Origin of the sequence: Gilliamella sp. ESL0443, from assembly GCF_019469165.1 — a bacterium.
In the GTDB taxonomy this organism is placed as follows: domain Bacteria; phylum Pseudomonadota; class Gammaproteobacteria; order Enterobacterales; family Orbaceae; genus Gilliamella; species Gilliamella apicola_E.
In genome coordinates, this window is sequence record NZ_CP048263.1 from 95,238 (window position 1) to 112,505 (window position 17,268).

The 17,268-nt window shown below is 36.0% G+C and carries 16 protein-coding genes; 9 read left to right on the forward strand and 7 right to left on the reverse strand.

What is annotated here, in order from left to right:
• Window positions 1–555, reverse strand: coding sequence for an oligoribonuclease (orn, locus tag GYM76_RS00425; protein WP_370632576.1), 555 nt, complete (start codon window positions 553–555; stop codon window positions 1–3).
• Between the two features lie 81 nt (window positions 556–636).
• On the opposite strand from orn, the gene rsgA reads away from it, so the two are divergent.
• Complete coding sequence (gene rsgA / locus GYM76_RS00430) at window positions 637–1,662, forward strand: small ribosomal subunit biogenesis GTPase RsgA (protein WP_255561357.1); 1,026 nt, start codon at window positions 637–639, stop codon at window positions 1,660–1,662.
• An 81-nt stretch (window positions 1,663–1,743) separates the two neighbouring features.
• Here the strand turns inward: rsgA and GYM76_RS00435 are convergent, their stop codons facing one another.
• Both GYM76_RS00435 and dauA read right to left on the reverse strand, forming a co-directional pair.
• A complete protein-coding gene (locus GYM76_RS00435; RefSeq protein ID WP_220225532.1) occupies window positions 1,744–2,295 on the reverse strand; it encodes an HdeD family acid-resistance protein in 552 nt (183 codons plus the stop codon).
• Window positions 2,296–2,471: 176 nt separating this feature from the next.
• A complete protein-coding gene (gene dauA / locus GYM76_RS00440; RefSeq protein ID WP_220225533.1) occupies window positions 2,472–4,145 on the reverse strand; it encodes a C4-dicarboxylic acid transporter DauA in 1,674 nt (557 codons plus the stop codon).
• Between the two features lie 185 nt (window positions 4,146–4,330).
• On the opposite strand from dauA, the gene GYM76_RS00445 reads away from it, so the two are divergent.
• The gene (locus tag GYM76_RS00445) at window positions 4,331–5,698 is read left to right on the forward strand and encodes a histidine-type phosphatase (RefSeq protein ID WP_220225534.1); all 1,368 of its coding nucleotides are present in this window, start codon (window positions 4,331–4,333) and stop codon (window positions 5,696–5,698) included.
• Window positions 5,699–5,701: 3 nt separating this feature from the next.
• Here the strand turns inward: GYM76_RS00445 and dtd are convergent, their stop codons facing one another.
• From dtd to rpsT, 4 genes are all read right to left on the reverse strand, one after another.
• Window positions 5,702–6,136: a D-aminoacyl-tRNA deacylase gene (dtd, locus tag GYM76_RS00450; RefSeq protein ID WP_220225535.1), complete on the reverse strand. Its 435-nt coding sequence runs from the start codon at window positions 6,134–6,136 to the stop codon at window positions 5,702–5,704.
• 17 nt (window positions 6,137–6,153) lie between these two features.
• Complete coding sequence (locus GYM76_RS00455) at window positions 6,154–6,987, reverse strand: virulence factor BrkB family protein (protein WP_220225536.1); 834 nt, start codon at window positions 6,985–6,987, stop codon at window positions 6,154–6,156.
• Window positions 6,988–6,999: 12 nt separating this feature from the next.
• The gene (locus tag GYM76_RS00460; RefSeq protein WP_065561810.1) at window positions 7,000–7,584 is read right to left on the reverse strand and encodes an SPOR domain-containing protein; all 585 of its coding nucleotides are present in this window, start codon (window positions 7,582–7,584) and stop codon (window positions 7,000–7,002) included.
• A 117-nt stretch (window positions 7,585–7,701) separates the two neighbouring features.
• Window positions 7,702–7,965, reverse strand: coding sequence for a 30S ribosomal protein S20 (gene rpsT, locus GYM76_RS00465; protein ID WP_025316521.1), 264 nt, complete (start codon window positions 7,963–7,965; stop codon window positions 7,702–7,704).
• A 229-nt stretch (window positions 7,966–8,194) separates the two neighbouring features.
• Here rpsT and pgk point away from each other — a divergent pair, with 229 nt between their 5' ends.
• From pgk to rpoB, 7 genes are all read left to right on the forward strand, one after another.
• Complete coding sequence (gene pgk, locus GYM76_RS00470; RefSeq protein WP_065561811.1) at window positions 8,195–9,358, forward strand: phosphoglycerate kinase; 1,164 nt, start codon at window positions 8,195–8,197, stop codon at window positions 9,356–9,358.
• A gap of 73 nt (window positions 9,359–9,431) precedes the next feature.
• Window positions 9,432–10,511, forward strand: a complete 1,080-nt coding sequence (fbaA, locus tag GYM76_RS00475) for a class II fructose-bisphosphate aldolase (RefSeq protein ID WP_065561812.1) — start codon at window positions 9,432–9,434, stop codon at window positions 10,509–10,511.
• Window positions 10,512–10,680: 169 nt separating this feature from the next.
• Window positions 10,681–11,109 (forward strand): 50S ribosomal protein L11, encoded by a 429-nt coding sequence (gene rplK, locus GYM76_RS00480; protein WP_034884321.1) that lies wholly within the window; start codon window positions 10,681–10,683, stop codon window positions 11,107–11,109.
• A gap of 3 nt (window positions 11,110–11,112) precedes the next feature.
• Window positions 11,113–11,814, forward strand: a complete 702-nt coding sequence (rplA, locus tag GYM76_RS00485) for a 50S ribosomal protein L1 (RefSeq protein WP_065561813.1) — start codon at window positions 11,113–11,115, stop codon at window positions 11,812–11,814.
• Between the two features lie 223 nt (window positions 11,815–12,037).
• Window positions 12,038–12,535, forward strand: coding sequence for a 50S ribosomal protein L10 (gene rplJ / locus GYM76_RS00490; protein WP_065561814.1), 498 nt, complete (start codon window positions 12,038–12,040; stop codon window positions 12,533–12,535).
• A 58-nt stretch (window positions 12,536–12,593) separates the two neighbouring features.
• The gene (rplL, locus tag GYM76_RS00495; RefSeq protein WP_065561815.1) at window positions 12,594–12,962 is read left to right on the forward strand and encodes a 50S ribosomal protein L7/L12; all 369 of its coding nucleotides are present in this window, start codon (window positions 12,594–12,596) and stop codon (window positions 12,960–12,962) included.
• A 243-nt stretch (window positions 12,963–13,205) separates the two neighbouring features.
• Window positions 13,206–17,234 carry a DNA-directed RNA polymerase subunit beta gene (gene rpoB / locus GYM76_RS00500; RefSeq protein ID WP_065561816.1) on the forward strand — a complete coding sequence of 1,343 codons (4,029 nt, stop codon included), beginning with the start codon at window positions 13,206–13,208 and terminating at the stop codon, window positions 17,232–17,234.
• The last annotated feature ends 34 nt before the right edge of the window (window positions 17,235–17,268 follow it).

Consider the following 17,268-nt stretch of genomic DNA (forward strand, 5'->3'; position numbering starts at 1 on the left):
TTACTCATTAGTTAGATTGAAAAAGTGTTGTCGGTAATAAAGTAATTCAGCGATTGAGTCGCGAATATCATCTAACGCTTGGTGAGAACTCTGTTTATTGATACCTTTTAATATTTCAGGTTTCCAGCGTCTGGCTAATTCTTTAATCGTACTGACATCTAAATAACGGTAATGAAAATACTTTTCTAGATTTGGCATATAATTAAACAGAAAACGTCGGTCTTGACCAATCGTATTACCACAGATTGGTGAACAGTTTTCGGGAACCCATTGTTTTAAAAACGCAAGAGTTTGTTGTTCAGCTTGTTGTTCGGTAACCGTACTTTGACGAACACGATCGATTAATCCTGACTTGCCATGCGTTTTTTGATTCCAATCATCCATAAGCGCAAGTTGTTCATCTGTTTGATGAATGGCAATGACTGGGCCTTCAGCGAGAATATTTAAATTAGAATCAGTTACAATAGTTGCGATTTCAATAATGCGATCGCTATTCGGATTGAGTCCTGTCATCTCCAGATCAATCCATATCAGATTATTTGATAGAGTAGTCATAATTTGTGGTATAAATTTTCTTTTTAATGCTGAGTAGTGTAGCATAAGTGCTAAACTGTTTGACCAAAAAAATTAGTAACCGTGGCAAAAAATCAACTTTCAAAAAATCAAAAAAGGCGTATGGCCGCTAAGCATCAACAACGTTTAGAAACTAAGATGGATGAAAATCTATCAAATTTCTCTGCGCCTCGTGATGGGGTGGTGGTGAGTCGGTTTGGCAAATCTGCGGATGTTGAAGATGATGCTGGGATTATTTATCGATGTAGTATTCGCCGTACTTTACCGTCATTAGTGACGGGAGATAAAGTATTGTGGCGTGAGAGTTTGGAACCGAATACTAATGGTATTATTGAAGCAGTTCATCCTCGTCATTCCGAGTTAGTACGGCCTGATTTTTATGATGGAGTTAAGCCTGTTGCAGCAAATGTCGATCAAATTGTTATTATTTCAGCCGTTTTACCTGAATTATCGTTTAATATCATCGATCGGTATTTAGTCGCTTGTGAGGCGACCAAAATCACACCTATTATCGTATTGAATAAAATTGATTTACTTGATGAGCAAAAGAAACAAGAAATTGAGCAACAGTTTCTTATTTACACCAAAATTGGTTATCAGGTTTTATTTGTTTCATGTCAGTCACAACAAGGTATTGAACCTTTACAGAAGGTTTTAGATGGTAAAATTTCTATTTTAGTTGGTCAATCAGGTGTTGGTAAATCCAGTATCATCAATTTACTATTGCCTCACAACCAAGCTACGCTAACCGGTGAAGTATCTGAAATATCTGGGCTTGGTCAACATACCACAACTTCAACTCGGCTTTATCATTTACCGAATGGTGGTGATATTATTGATTCGCCAGGAATTCGTGAGTTTGGTTTATGGCATTTAGAGCCAGAGCAAGTTATTGCTGGTTTTGTTGAATTTGATGATTATTTAGGTGGTTGCCAATTTCGTGATTGTAATCACTTAGATACACCGGGATGTTTACTCCAGAAAGCTGTTGCACAAGGTGCGATTGCACCATCAAGGTTAGATAATTATCATCGAATATTACAGTCAATGCGCGAAGTCAAAGCGAAAACCAATAAAAGTTATAAATAGTTGCTTTTGGTTAGAAAGTTTTATTTTTGAACTGTTGAGGCTTATTGCTCACAAGCCATGTTGTGAGCAATAAAATGAAATTTAAGATCTATGATTTTTTAGTGCAAAACCAATTGCAATATAAGCAAAGCCTTGGAAAACTAAATCTATACCTAAAAACATTCCTAATACCCAAACGCTATCATATGGCCAGCCTGCCATTAACATAAGACCTAAAATGATGTTAATCACCCCAGAAAAGACGACCCATCCCCAACGAGGTATGTTGCGGTTGCTCATTGCAGCAAAAATTTGAGTAAATCCACTAATCGTCAATAATAAAGAAATTAATAACGTTAATGCACTTGAGACTGCGATCGGTTGCAAAAACGACATAGCGCCAATGAAGATATATAAAATCCCCATGATTGCCCATAAAGCAGTTTGGCCAAATCCTTTGATGTTAAAAGAGTGGATTACTTGGATAACCCCTGCGATAAAAAGGAGTGAACCGATAAAATAAACTGAAAAAACGGTGGCCATGAATTGATACCCCAATGCCAAGCAACCGAGAATAATTAAAACTATACCAATAATAATAAACCAATTGGATTTTTGTTTAAAACTTTGAATAGTGTTTTCATTAGCTATCATATTTATTTCCTATTGTTAATGTAATGTATTAAATGAACACCATTTTTCTGAGCTAGTCTTGACTCATATGAAAAAGGGGAGTGTACATAGCTGATAAAAAATACTTAGTGAAAACTAGGACGATTTACTTTCACTAAGTATAATATTTAATCAATATAATAATATCAATTTTGATATTAAATTTTATCTTTCAGTGCTTCATCTAAAGTTGAGTAAAACATTAATTTATTTGATTTAGGTACAATTTTCGCCCGAGCTAAGGTTTTTAATGGTTGGAATTGCAATTCGCAAATAGATAGATCAACTGGTTCAGGTAATTCATCAATAAAATGGATAAGTGCATTTAAGCCTCCTGCATCTAGGATAGGTACTGCATCCCATTGTAAAACAATATGTTGATAACCATTGATTTTTTGGTATAACTCTAAAAAGGTCCGTTCAGCAGCCGCAAAGAATAATGGACCATTAATTCTTAGAACTAACGTCTTTTCATTGCTTTGGTTCAATTCGACCAAACGAGTCATACTAGCAATACGACGCATAAACAAGATTGAGGCTAATACAATTCCAAGCGTAATAGCGATTACCATGTCGAATAATACGGTAAGGGACATGCAAATAAGCATGATCATGATATCGTCTTTAGGTGCGCATTTAATAATATAGATAACGCGTTGAATAGCACTCATATTCCATGCAACAATTAATAATAATGCTGCCATAGCTGATAATGGAATAAATGATAAAAGTGGGGCAAAACAGATAAGTGCCAATAATACGATTAATGAATGCAATACGGCGGCAATTGGCGATGTTGCGCCCGCTTTGACATTTGCCGCTGAACGCGCAATAGCCGCTGTTGCTGAAATGCCACCAAAAAATGGCGCAATGATATTTCCTAAACCTTGGCCAATCAGTTCGCTATTTGAATGATGTTTGGTATGGGTCATTTCATCTAATACAACTGCACATAGTAGTGATTCGATCGCACATAACATAGCCATTGTTAATGAGATTGGAATTAAAGCGGTTATTGTTGACCAATTCCATGTGAAACTTGCATGTTCCCATGGTAAGATAAATTCTGGTAAAACAGGCGGAATACCATGACCAACAGTGTTATCGGCTAATGTATAAGTGAATCGTGAACCGATTGTTTCGATTTGATAGCCAAATTGATTGAATACTAACATGGTTAGTATGCCAGCAATTAAAGCCGGTAAATGGCCAGATATTTTTACTCGAAATTTTGGCCACATGATTAAAACAATCAGTGTTACTAAGCCAACAAAGGTATCTGCGATATTAATGGTTGGAAAAGCTTTAACTAGTTCAATAACTTTATTAACATAATTTTCTGGCATGTGTTCTAGTGTTAAGCCAAAAAAATCTTTTATCTGCATGGTGGCGATGGTTATTGCAATACCAGAAGTAAAACCTAGCACTACTGGTAGAGGAATGTATTCGATTAATCGACCTAAACGAATTACACCCATCAATATTAAAAAAATGCCTGAAAGTAGAGTGGCAATTAATAGGCCTGATAAGCCAAATTGTATGGAAACTGGATATAGAATTACCACAAACGCTGCAGTTGGGCCTGAAACACTAAAACGTGACCCTCCAGTGAGAGCTATCACGAAGCCTGCTATAATTGCGGTATAGAGGCCATGTTGAGGGGCAACACCACTTGCAATAGCTAAAGCCATAGCAAGTGGGATAGCAATAATGCCAACCGTTATTCCGGCAATCAAATCTTTAAGAAAACGAGTTGTGTTGTAAGGTGTAGTTATGCATGCAGATATAAACGCACAGCTTATTTTAATACCAGAAAGGCCATATAATTTCATTATGTTTTAAAGCAGTTAAATGAGTTATAAAAAGTAGCTAATAAGATAATCTTTTTTTTTAAAATTGAAAGAGTATTCTAAAAATAATTGTATGATTTTCAGTTAAATTATGTGATTAATGGTATAAAATGCTTTAAAAGCACGCTCTTGTTATTTTGCTCTTATATTATTAGGTAGGAGTCATTATGTCTTTTATAAAACAATCTTTTTTTATCCAATTTTTAATCTTAGTCATCAGTTTACTGATGTTTTCACCATTAAGTTTTGCAGAAATGATAACATCAGGTTCAAAGACCGCGTATCAGTATGATAAACAACAAACTCCTGCACCAGATGGATATCAAGCATTTTATATTGATCATATTGGCCGCCATGGTTCACGTTATATTAGTAAACCTAAATATGAAGATATTGCTTATGACGTATTAATTTTAGCTGATAAAAATAATCAATTAACCGAAATGGGAAAATCATTATTAAGGCAAATTATTCGTATTAAAGCATTGAATAATAATCATTATGGACATCTTACTGATCTTGGACGAAAAGATATTGGTTTAATGAGTCAACGCATGTTAGCCAATAACCCAATGGTTTTTAAAGGACAAAAAATCGAAGTGCTATCATCAACCTCACCAAGAGCTAAAGAAACAGCAGAAATTTTTATTAAGACATTTAAAAATAACTATTCTGATATCAATATTTATCAACAACCAGAAGATCAACAAACACTATTACGTTTTTTTGACTATTCTCCGACTTATAAAGAATATAAAAAGAGTAAAAGTGTGAAAAATGCCTTAAAATCGCTAGAAAATTCGACTAAAACAGTAGAGCTGAGTCAAAATGTTGCAAGTTTGATATTTACTCAAGGCTTTTGTAATGAGTTGAATAATGGGATTTCTTTATCGGAAAAATCTTCAATTAAAACAACAGAATTTGTCATTGCAGTTTATCAACTTTACCAGGAGTTATTATCATTTTCTCCTGAAATTTTAGCTGATAATCACCTTGATTTTAGCCTTTATTTCACTAAAAATCAGTTATTATGGTTTGACACGGTAGTCACTTCTAAAAGTTTTTTACAAATTGGTCCAGCGTTTGATGCCAATGGTATCCAAATTAAAATTGCTGCACCATTATTGTTGGATATGTTAAAAACAGCTGATAAGGCAATAACTGATAAAAATATTGATGCTAATTTACGGTTTGCTCATGCTGAAACTATTTCGCCATTAGCAACATTACTTGAACTTGAAGGTACTTATACTACCGTTAACTCAGTGGCCGATTATCCATCTGTTTGGCAAGCAGAAAAAATTATTCCTATGGGCGCTAATATTCAATGGATTTTTTACCAAAATAATCAACCTAATCACCCCATATTAATCAAAATGATGTTAAATGAAAGAGAAGTGCATTTACCATTGAAAACCGATAATTATCCGTACTACCGTTGGGACGAGGTAAAACAGTTTTATGAAAATAAACTGAGTAAACTAGGTCTTACTGATAATAACGCATCTTTAGAATGGCTAAATAAAGTAAAATAATTTTTAAACTTGTAGCCAAAAAGTTACGGGTCCATCGTTAATAAGAGAAACCTGCATGTCAGCGGCAAATTGTCCAGTTTGTGTCTCAATTTGTTGCTGACATTGTCTAACAAAAAATTGATAAAGTTCATTAGCTTTATCAGGTGGAGCACCTTTTGTGAAACTTGGGCGCATACCTTTTTGAGTGTCAGCAGCCAGGGTGAATTGAGAAACAACCAACAATTTTCCATTTATTTGCTGAACATTGAGATTCATTTTGTCATTAATATCACTAAAAATACGATAGCCGAGCACTTTTTCACTCAAGCGTATCGCTTTTTGCTCGTTGTCATCTTGTTCAACACCGAGTAAAACTAGTAATCCCTGATCGATTTGACCAATAATTTGATTATCAACACAAACCGATGCTTGTTTTACGCGTTGGATTAAGGCAATCATAATTTATATTATTCCAGTTAAGATTGGGGCTTTAATAGCGCTTTTTGCTGTTTATTATAGTCAGTGAGTGTTGCTGCAAATTCGGCACCAAACAAAACAATACACCAAGAGCAGTAGATCCAAACTAACATAATGGGAATTGAGGAAACTACCCCATAAATGAGTTGATAAGTCGGAAAAGAAGTAACATACAGTGCAAAAGCACGTTTACCAATTTCGAATAATATTGCTGCAACTAACGCACCAATTGCGGCTTCTTTAAATGGAATTGATTCAGTTGGAATAATGCTGTAAAGCAACCAAAATCCAACAACCGATATGATAAATGGTAAAGTACTTAGTAGGAGATCACCACTAGCAGCATTCGATAGCCATTTTAGGGAAAATATATAAGAACTTACTGCAACACTTGAGCCAACTAAAATAGGACCTAATGTTAAAATTGTCCAATACATGGTTAAGTTATACATGAATGAACGTTTGCGTTTGGTTTGCCAGATACGGTTTAGTGCATTATTAATAGAATTAATAAGTAGTAGTGATGTTACTATTAAACCGATAATTCCAATAAATGTCATTTTTTTTGTATTGGCAATAAATTGTTCTAGGTAATTTTGAATGGTGTCACTTGCAGTAGGGACAAGATTGCTATAAATGAGCTGTTTTAAGGATTGGCTAACTTCATTAAACATAGGAAACGCAGAAAGTAAAGAAAACACGACAGTTATTAATGGGACTAATGCAAGTATTGTCGTATAAGCTAGTTCTGCCGAGGAAGAGGTTAAACGATCATGATTTATACGAGACCATAACATTACCAAAAAGGTCTGTATATGCTTAAGTATATTCATAATATATCTTATTTAATTAGAAATAATACAGTTATTAATTCCATTCGTTTTTAAAGTGTTTAATGCTTTTTGCACATCACCTTTATTTGTATAAGGCCCAACGGTAACTCGATATAACTGCTGACTTAAAGATATGTTACCACTAATACCGGTCATTGCCAAAGATGCTTTTAATGTATCTGCATTAGTTTTATCTTTAAAAGCCCCACATTGTAGTAACCATTTAGTATTATCATTACTTGATGATAAAGTCGATGTGGTCGTGGTGTTATTCATAAAGCTATCTAATATTTGTTGCCGTTCGCTTGCCGCTTTATTTGAGTTACTACTAGCATTTGGTGTTTCCAATTCTTTAAGGTAAGTCCAGCGTTCTTGTGGTTTTTCCGGTAGGGTTATCGCTGGTGATTCAGTTTTGACTTTTGGTTTTTCAACTGGTTTTTCAGAAGAATTGGTTGAAAGATAATATAGAATAGAAGAAAACAAAATAATAATGATGATTGCAAGGAATATCATTAAAGATGGGAATAATCGTGACTTATTTTTTTTAGCTTTTCCTTTTGATTGGCTCTTTTTTCTTACATAATCACGCTGAACCACAATACGCTCTCTTTTCTTTTATTCACATAAATTTAAATAATAGTATATAAATAAAAAAAGTGGCTTACACCACTTTTTTTCAATTTTCTTTAACTCTATTGTCAACAGATTAGAAAATTAAGCTAATGCTTTAATCTGTTTAATTAAATTCGCTTTATGACGTGCTGCTTTGTTTTTGTGGATTAGACCACGAGCCGCTTGACGGTCAACAACTGCTTGCATGTCTTTGAATGCTACTTCAGCTGTTTGTTTATCACCAGCTGCTACAGCTGCGTAAACTTTTTTAATATAAGTACGCATCATTGAACGGTTACTAGCATTATGTTTACGGCGTTTTTCGGACTGAACCGCACGCTTCTTAGCTGATTTGATATTAGCCAAAGTCAACTCCCAAGTTTAGATAAAAAATACATATTAATAAGGCGGGGAAATATGCCTGATTTTCTTTCTATTGTCAATGCTGTTACATAAAAAAATTTCCTATATAGTATAAATAACTAATTTCTACTAAATGTTTACTATATAACCGATAATGGATGTAACCTAAAAAGAAATTTTATGTTAGAATAGCAAAAATTTTATTGTTTTTATATTTAAAAGAGGAAGTCTCATGTCTATCATTAGAATGCAAGATCTTGATCTAAAAGGGAAACGTTTATTTATTCGCTCAGATCTTAATGTGCCGGTCAAAAATGGTAAGGTTACTTCTGATGCTCGAATTAAAGCATCATTACCGACTATTGAAGAAGCCATTAAAAAAGGCGCTAAAGTAATGGTTACTTCTCATATTGGCCGTCCAACTGAAGGCGAATATAACCCTGAGTTCTCTTTACAACCAGTGGTTGATTATTTAAAAGAACATGTTTCTTTCCCTGTTCGTCTAGTAAAAGATTATCTTAACGGTGTTGACGTTAAGGAAGGCGAACTAGTTGTTCTTGAAAACGTACGTTTTAATGTAGGCGAAGGTAAAGATGATGAAACTTTATCTAAAAAATATGCAGCACTTTGTGATATCTATGTAATGGATGCATTTGGTACGGCTCACCGTGCTCAAGCTTCAACTCATGGTGCTGGTAAATTTGCGCCAGTAGCTTGTGCTGGTCCATTATTAGCAGCTGAACTTGATGCTTTAGGTAAAGCGTTAGATAATCCAGCTCGTCCAATGGTTGCGATTGTTGCCGGTTCTAAAGTATCAACAAAATTGACTGTTCTTGATTCTTTATCAAAAATCGCTGACCAAATTATTGTTGGTGGTGGTATTGCAAATACATTTATCGCAGCTGAAGGCTATAATGTTGGTAAATCACTTTATGAAGCTGATTTAATTCCTGAAGCAAAAAAATTAATGGCTAATTGTCATATTCCAGTTCCTACTGATGTTCGTGTAGCAACAGAATTTAGTGAAACTGCAACAGCGACTGAAAAATCAGTTGCCGATGTAAAAGAGAATGAACAAATTCTTGATTTAGGTGATAAATCAGCTGAAGCATTAGCAGACATTATCAAAAAAGCCAAAACTATATTATGGAATGGCCCTGTTGGCGTATTTGAGTTCCCTAATTTCCGTCGTGGTACCGAGATTGTTGCTAAAGCAATTGCTGACAGCCAAGGTTTCTCAATCGCAGGTGGTGGTGATACATTAGCTGCAATTGATTTATTTGGTATTGAAGATAAAATCTCTTATATTTCAACTGGTGGTGGTGCCTTCCTAGAGTTTGTAGAAGGTAAAAAACTTCCTGCTGTTGCAATGCTAGAAGAGAGAGCAAAAGCGTAATAGTTTTCTATATGAAGGATGAGCCAATCACTCATCCTTTAATTTTTATATAAATAAATCTATAGGTATTAAAATGGCTACAAAGATTTCTGATGTCGTTAAACCTGGTGTTGTAACCGGTGATGATGTTCAAAAAGTGTTTCAAGTTGCTCGTGAAAATAATTTTGCATTACCAGCTGTTAACTGTGTTGACACTAATACAATTAATGCAGTAATCGAAACTGCGGCTAAAGTTGGTTCTGCTGTTATCGTTCAATTCTCTAATGGTGGTGCTCAATTCATCGCAGGTAAAGGATTGAAATTAGATGGGCAAGAAACTGCTGTTTTAGGTGCAATTTCTGGCGCTAAACATGTTCACCTTATGGCTGAAAAATATGGTGTGCCAGTTATCGTTCATACCGACCACTGTGCTAAAAAACTTCTTCCATGGGTTGATGGATTACTTGACGCAGGTGAAGCTCACTTTGCTAAAACGGGTAAACCTCTATTCTCTTCTCACATGATCGATCTTTCAGAAGAATCTTTAAAAGATAATATTGATATTTGCTGTCAATATCTTGCTCGTATGTCAGCAATGAAAATGACATTAGAATTAGAGCTTGGTTGTACTGGTGGTGAAGAAGATGGTGTTGACAATAGCCATATGGATAGTTCAGCACTTTATACTCAACCTGAAGATGTTGCTTATGCTTATGAACGTTTAAGTGCAATTAGTCCACGTTTCACTATCGCAGCTTCATTCGGTAACGTTCATGGTGTTTATAAACCAGGTAATGTTAAATTAACGCCAAAAATTTTAGATAACTCTCAAAAATATGTATCTGAGAAATTCAATTTACCAGCTAAATCATTGAACTTTGTGTTCCATGGTGGTTCTGGTTCTACTCCTGAAGAAATTGCAGAAGCAGTAAGTTACGGTGTTGTTAAAATGAACATCGATACTGATACGCAATGGGCAAACTGGGCTGGTGTTTTAGAATATTACAAAGCAAATGAAGCTTACCTTCAAGGTCAATTAGGTAACCCTGAAGGCGTTGATGCTCCAAATAAAAAATATTATGATCCACGCGTATGGTTACGTAAAGGTCAAGAATCTTTAGTTGCTCGTTTAGAACTTGCATTTAAAGAACTTAATGCGATCGACGTACTTTAGTATCATTCATTATTATATAAAAGCAGGGTTATTCCTGCTTTTATTTTATCCGCTAATAAAAAGTCTTGCATTTTTGTATTAATTGTAGGATAATTTCGCCCTCATTTAACTTAGGGGAGCTGTCTATTGATTAATAGAAGCGTTTGCACCCGAGAAAAAGGAAACTAAAATGGCAAAAAAAGTACAAGCCTACATCAAGTTGCAAGTTGCAGCTGGTGCAGCAAACCCTAGTCCACCAGTTGGTCCAGCACTTGGTCAACATGGTGTTAACATCATGGAATTCTGTAAAGCATTTAACGCTAAAACAGAAAGCATGGAAAAAGGTCTACCTATTCCTGTTGTTATTACAGTATATTCTGACCGTTCATTTACTTTTGTAACTAAGACTCCTCCTGCGGCTGTATTATTAAAGAAAGCAGCTAAAATCAAGTCTGGTTCTGGTGAACCTAATAAGAAAAAAGTAGGTAAAGTAACAAGCGCTCAAATTCGTGAAATCGCTGAATTGAAAGCTGCTGATATGAATGGTGCAACTATTGAAACGATGATGCGTTCTATTGAAGGTACTGCTCGTTCAATGGGCTTGGAAGTGGAGGGTTAATTCATGGCTAAATTATCTAAGAAAGCTAAACTTATCCGCGAAAAAGTAAACGCGACTAAACAATATGAAATCAATGAAGCAATCGCTTTATTAAAAGAATTTGCTACTGCTAAATTTACTGAAAGCGTTGATGTTGCAGTTAATTTAGGTATTGATTCACGTAAATCAGATCAAAATGTGCGTGGTGCTATCGTTCTTCCTCACGGTACCGGACGTAGTGTACGTGTTGCAGTATTTACTCAAGGTGCAAACGCTGATGCCGCTAAAGAAGCTGGTGCTGAATTAGTTGGCATGGATGATCTAGCGGATCAAATCAAAAAAGGCGAAATGGACTTTGATGTTGTTATTGCATCTCCAGACGCGATGCGCGTTGTTGGTCAATTAGGTCAAATTTTAGGGCCACGTGGTTTAATGCCAAACCCTAAAGTCGGTACTGTAACACCTAACGTTGCTGAAGCAGTGAAAAACGCTAAAGCTGGTCAAATCCGTTACCGTAATGATAAAAATGGTATTATCCATACTACTATCGGTAAAGCTGATTTCGATGCAGATAAGCTTAAAGAGAATTTAGAAGCATTACTTGTTGCATTAAAACGTGCAAAACCAGCATCTTCAAAAGGTGTATTTGTGAAGAAAGTTAGTCTTTCTACTACAATGGGCGCTGGTGTTGCTATCGACCAAGCAACTTTAAACGCATCTGTTTAATTAATTGTTAAACAAAGAATCGGTTGGTGTCTGGCCTTAACCAGACCCCGTCCAAGACCGTAGGTGTAATTGATATTTAATTACTTAATCTTCCTACGTAGACGGTGACAGAACCTGATAAGATATAATACAGGCATTCTGCTCATCGTGATTGTGCTAATTACATTTGTAGTTAGTTTAAATAATTCTAGGCTTTGCCTAGTTTAATCCAGGAGCAATACCAATGGCACTAAATCTTCAAAATAAACAAGAAATTGTTGCTGAAGTTAATGAAATCGCCAAAGGTGCGCTATCTGCAGTTGTAGCTGACTCTCGTGGCGTAACTGTAGAAAACATGACTGCATTACGTAAATCTGCTCGTGAAGCTGGTGTTTATATGCGTGTTGTTCGTAACACCTTATTACGCCGTGTTGTTGAGGGAACTCAATACGAGTGCTTAAAAGATTCGTTTGTTGGTCCAACTCTAATTGCATTTTCAAATGAGCACCCAGGTGCTGCTGCGCGTATTTTTAAAGCGTTTGCAAAAGAAAATGATAATTTTGAGATTAAAGCCGCAGCCTTTGAAGGTGAGTTAATTACTGCAGCGAACATTGATCGCTTAGCAACATTACCTACTTATGAAGAAGCATTAGCTCGCTTGATGTCAACCATGAAAGAAGCCGCAGCTGGCAAATTGGTTCGTACTCTTGCAGCGGTTCGCGATCAAAAACAAGCTGCTTAATAGCGCTGTGATTGTGAATTTTATTAATAAAAAAAATGTAAATTTGGGAAACTATATTATGTCTATCACTAAAGAACAAATTTTAGATGCAGTTGCAGAAATGTCTGTAATGGATGTTGTTGAACTTGTATCAATGATGGAAGAAAAATTTGGCGTTTCTGCAGCAGCAGCTGTAGCAGTTGCAGCAGCTGGTCCAGCTGAATCAGCTGAAGAAAAATCTGAATTTGATGTAATCTTAAAAGATGTTGGCGCTAACAAAGTAGCTGTTATCAAAGCAGTTCGTGGTGCAACAGGCTTAGGCTTAAAAGAAGCAAAAGACCTTGTTGAATCAGCTCCAGCAACAGTTAAAGAAGGTGTTAGCAAAGCTGACGCAGATGAACTTAAAAAGGCACTTGAAGAATCTGGTGCAGTTGTCGAACTTAAGTAAGTTTATCAATAGCAAGCTAAACGGCTGGGGGTTTTATACCTCCAGCCTTTTTGCGCTGTAATAAGTCAAATAATTTTATTTGAAGATTATCAATAAAAAGTAATAAAGAAATAATATATTTATTAAGCCTAATCAATTGATATTTATAGATATTTTCGATGAGGTGTCAGGCGTTATCATTTCGTAGTACCCTGATGAATATTTAATCATGCTAAAATAGCAGATAAGCAAGTTGAGGAACTAATGGTTTACTCTTATACCGAGAAAAAACGAATTCGTAAGAATTTTGGTAAGCGTCCACAAGTCTTGGATATACCGTATCTTCTTTCTATTCAACTTGATTCGTTCCAGAAGTTTATTGAGCAAGACCCAGAAGGTCAATATGGCTTAGAAGCCGCATTCCGTTCAATATTTCCGATAAAAAGTTATAGTGGTAGCGCTGAGTTACAATACGTAAGCTTTAAAATGGGCGAACCTGTGTTTGATGTAAAAGAATGTCAAATCAGAGGGATCACTTACTCAGCACCATTGCGCGTTAAATTACGTTTAGTTATTTATGATAAAGATGCGCCAGAAGGAACAGTTAAAGATATTAAAGAGCAAGACGTCTATATGGGCGAAATCCCTTTAATGACGGACAATGGTACTTTTGTGATTAACGGTACTGAACGTGTTATCGTTTCACAATTACATCGTAGTCCAGGTGTGTTCTTTGACAGTGATAAAGGTAAAACGCACTCTTCTGGTAAAGTTTTATATAATGCTCGGATTATTCCTTATCGTGGCTCTTGGCTTGATTTCGAATTTGATCCAAAAGATAATCTTTTTGCTCGTATCGACCGTCGTCGTAAACTTCCAGCAACAATTATTTTACGTGCGTTAGGTTATGAAACTGAAGAAATTTTAGATATGTTCTTCGAAAAAACTATTTTCGAAGTAGGCAAATCAAAATTAAAAATGGAACTTGTGCCAGAGCGTTTACGTGGTGAAACAGCGCTATTTGATATCGAATCTAAAGGCAAAGTTTACGCAGAAAAAGGTCGTCGTATTACAGCTCGTCATATTCGTGAGCTTGAAAAAGATAAAGTAACTAAAATCGACGTTCCAGTTGAATATATTGTAAATAAAGTTTTAGCAAAAAATTATGTTGATGAAGAAACTGGTGAGGTTATTGCTTTTGCCAATACACCAATTTCTTTAGAACTATTACTTGAATTAACTAATGCTGGTTATAAGAAAATTGAAACATTATTCACTAATGATTTAGATCATGGACCATTTATTTCTGAAACATTAAATGTTGATTCAACACGTGATCGATTAGGTGCATTAGTTGAAATTTATCGAATGATGCGTCCAGGCGAGCCACCAACAAAAGAAGCAGCCGAAGCGTTATTTGATAATCTATTCTTCTCCGACGAACGTTATGACTTATCAGCGGTAGGTCGTATGAAGTTCAATCGTTCTTTAGGACGAGACGATATTGAAGGCGAAAGTGTCTTAACAAAAGCTGATATCGTTGATGTAATGAAGAAATTAATCAGCATCCGTAATGGTCATGGTGAAGTTGATGATATCGATCACTTAGGCAATCGTCGCATCCGTAGTGTTGGTGAAATGGCTGAAAACCAATTCCGTATTGGTTTAGTTCGTGTTGAACGAGCTGTAAAAGAGCGTCTATCTTTAGGTGATCTTGATTCATTAATGCCACAAGATATGATCAATGCTAAACCAATTTCAGCGGCAATTCGTGAGTTCTTTGGTTCTAGCCAATTATCTCAGTTTATGGATCAAAACAATCCATTATCTGAAATTACTCACAAACGTCGTATTTCTGCATTAGGTCCAGGTGGTTTAACTCGTGAACGTGCAGGCTTTGAAGTGCGTGACGTACATCCTACACATTATGGTCGTGTATGTCCGATTGAAACGCCGGAAGGTCCAAATATCGGTTTAATTAACTCATTAGCGGTTTATTCACGTACCAATGAGTATGGATTCTTAGAAACGCCATATCGTCGAGTGATTGACGGTGTTGTGACTGATGAGATTAACTATTTATCAGCAATCGATGAAAGTGAGTTTGTTATAGCTCAGGCTAACTCAAATCTTGATGACGATGGTCGCTTTAAAGAAGATTTAGTGACCTGCCGTTTAAATGGTGAATCTGGTTTATATAGCCCGGAACAAGTTCATTATATGGACGTATCAACACAACAAATCGTTTCTGTTGGTGCTTCATTAATCCCATTCCTTGAGCACGATGATGCGAACCGTGCCTTGATGGGTGCGAACATGCAACGTCAAGCTGTACCAACATTAAAAGCAGAAAAACCTTTTGTTGGTACTGGTATGGAACGTGCGGTTGCGGTTGACTCAGGTGTAACTGCGGTTGCTCGTCGTGGCGGTACAGTACAATATGTTGATGCTTCACGTATTGTTATTAACGTTAACGATGATGAAATGTATGCCGGTGAAACAGGTATTGATATTTACAACTTAACTAAATATACCCGTTCTAACCAAAATACTTGTATTAACCAAATTCCATGCGTGGAATTAGGTGAAAAAGTTGAGCGTGGTGATGTACTTGCAGACGGCCCATCAACGGATTTAGGTGAGTTAGCACTTGGTCAAAATATGCGCGTGGCATTTATGCCATGGAACGGTTATAACTTTGAGGATTCTATTTTAGTCTCTGAAAAAGTGGTACAAGATGATCGTTTCACTTCGATTCATATTCAAGAACTATCTTGTGTATCTCGTGATACTAAACTTGGTGCTGAAGAAATTACTGCTGATATTCCAAATGTGGGTGAAGCAGCACTTTCTAAACTTGATGAGTCTGGTATTGTTTATATCGGCGCTGAAGTAAAAGGTGGTGATATTCTTGTTGGTAAAGTAACGCCTAAAGGCGAAACGCAATTAACACCAGAAGAGAAATTACTACGTGCTATTTTCGGTGAAAAAGCATCTGATGTTAAAGATACTTCATTACGTGTACCAAATGGTGTTTCAGGTACGGTTATTGATGTTCAAGTCTTCACTCGTGATGGTGTACAAAAAGACAAACGTGCACTTGAAATTGAAGAGATGCAACTCAAGCAAGTAAGAAAAGACTTAACTGAAGAACTTAAAATTTTAGAAGCAGCATTGTTTGCTCGTATCCGTGATGTATTAATTTCTGGTGGTATTAAAGCAGACAAATTAGATGCTTTACCACGTGAAAAATGGTTAACCATTGGTATTTCTAATGAAAGTAAGCAAGCTCAATTAGAACAACTTGCTGAACAACATGATGAAATCAAAGCTGAATTTAATAAGAAGCTTGAAGCTAAACGAATGAAGATTACTCAAGGTGATGATTTACAACCTGGAGTTCTCAAAATTGTTAAAGTTTACTTAGCAGTTAAACGTCAAATTCAGCCTGGTGATAAGATGGCGGGTCGCCATGGTAACAAAGGGGTTATCTCTAAAATCAACCCAATTGAAGATATGCCATATGATGATAAAGGACGTCCAGTTGATATCGTATTGAATCCACTTGGTGTTCCGTCTCGTATGAACATCGGTCAGATTTTAGAAACTCACTTAGGTATGGCGGCAAAAGGTATTGGTCAGAAGATCGATGCAATGCTAAAAGAACAGCAAGAGTTAGCTAAATTACGTGATTTCATTCAGAAAGCTTATGACCTTGGTTTAGGGGCAGCACAGAAAGTCAATGTTGCTGAATTTACTGACCAAGAAGTGATGACATTGGCACAAAACTTACGTAATGGTATGCCACTTGCTACACCAGTGTTTGACGGTGCAAAAGAGCAAGAAATCAAGTCATTACTTGAGCTGGGTGATTTACCAACTTCAGGTCAAATTACATTGTTTGATGGTCGTACAGGTGAGCAATTTGAACGTCCAGTAACTGTAGGTTACATGTATATGCTGAAATTGAATCACTTAGTTGATGATAAGATGCATGCGCGTTCTACAGGTTCATATAGTCTGGTTACACAACAACCATTGGGTGGTAAAGCTCAATTTGGTGGTCAACGTTTCGGTGAGATGGAAGTATGGGCACTTGAAGCATATGGTGCTGCTTATACTCTACAAGAAATGTTAACTGTTAAATCAGATGATGTGAATGGTCGTACTAAGATGTATAAAAATATTGTAGATGGTGATCATCGTATGGAGCCTGCGATTCCAGAATCATTTAATGTATTATTAAAAGAGATTCGTTCGTTAGGTATTAATATCGAGTTAGATGAAGAGTAATCTTAACTAACTGAAATGATTTCTATTTATAGGG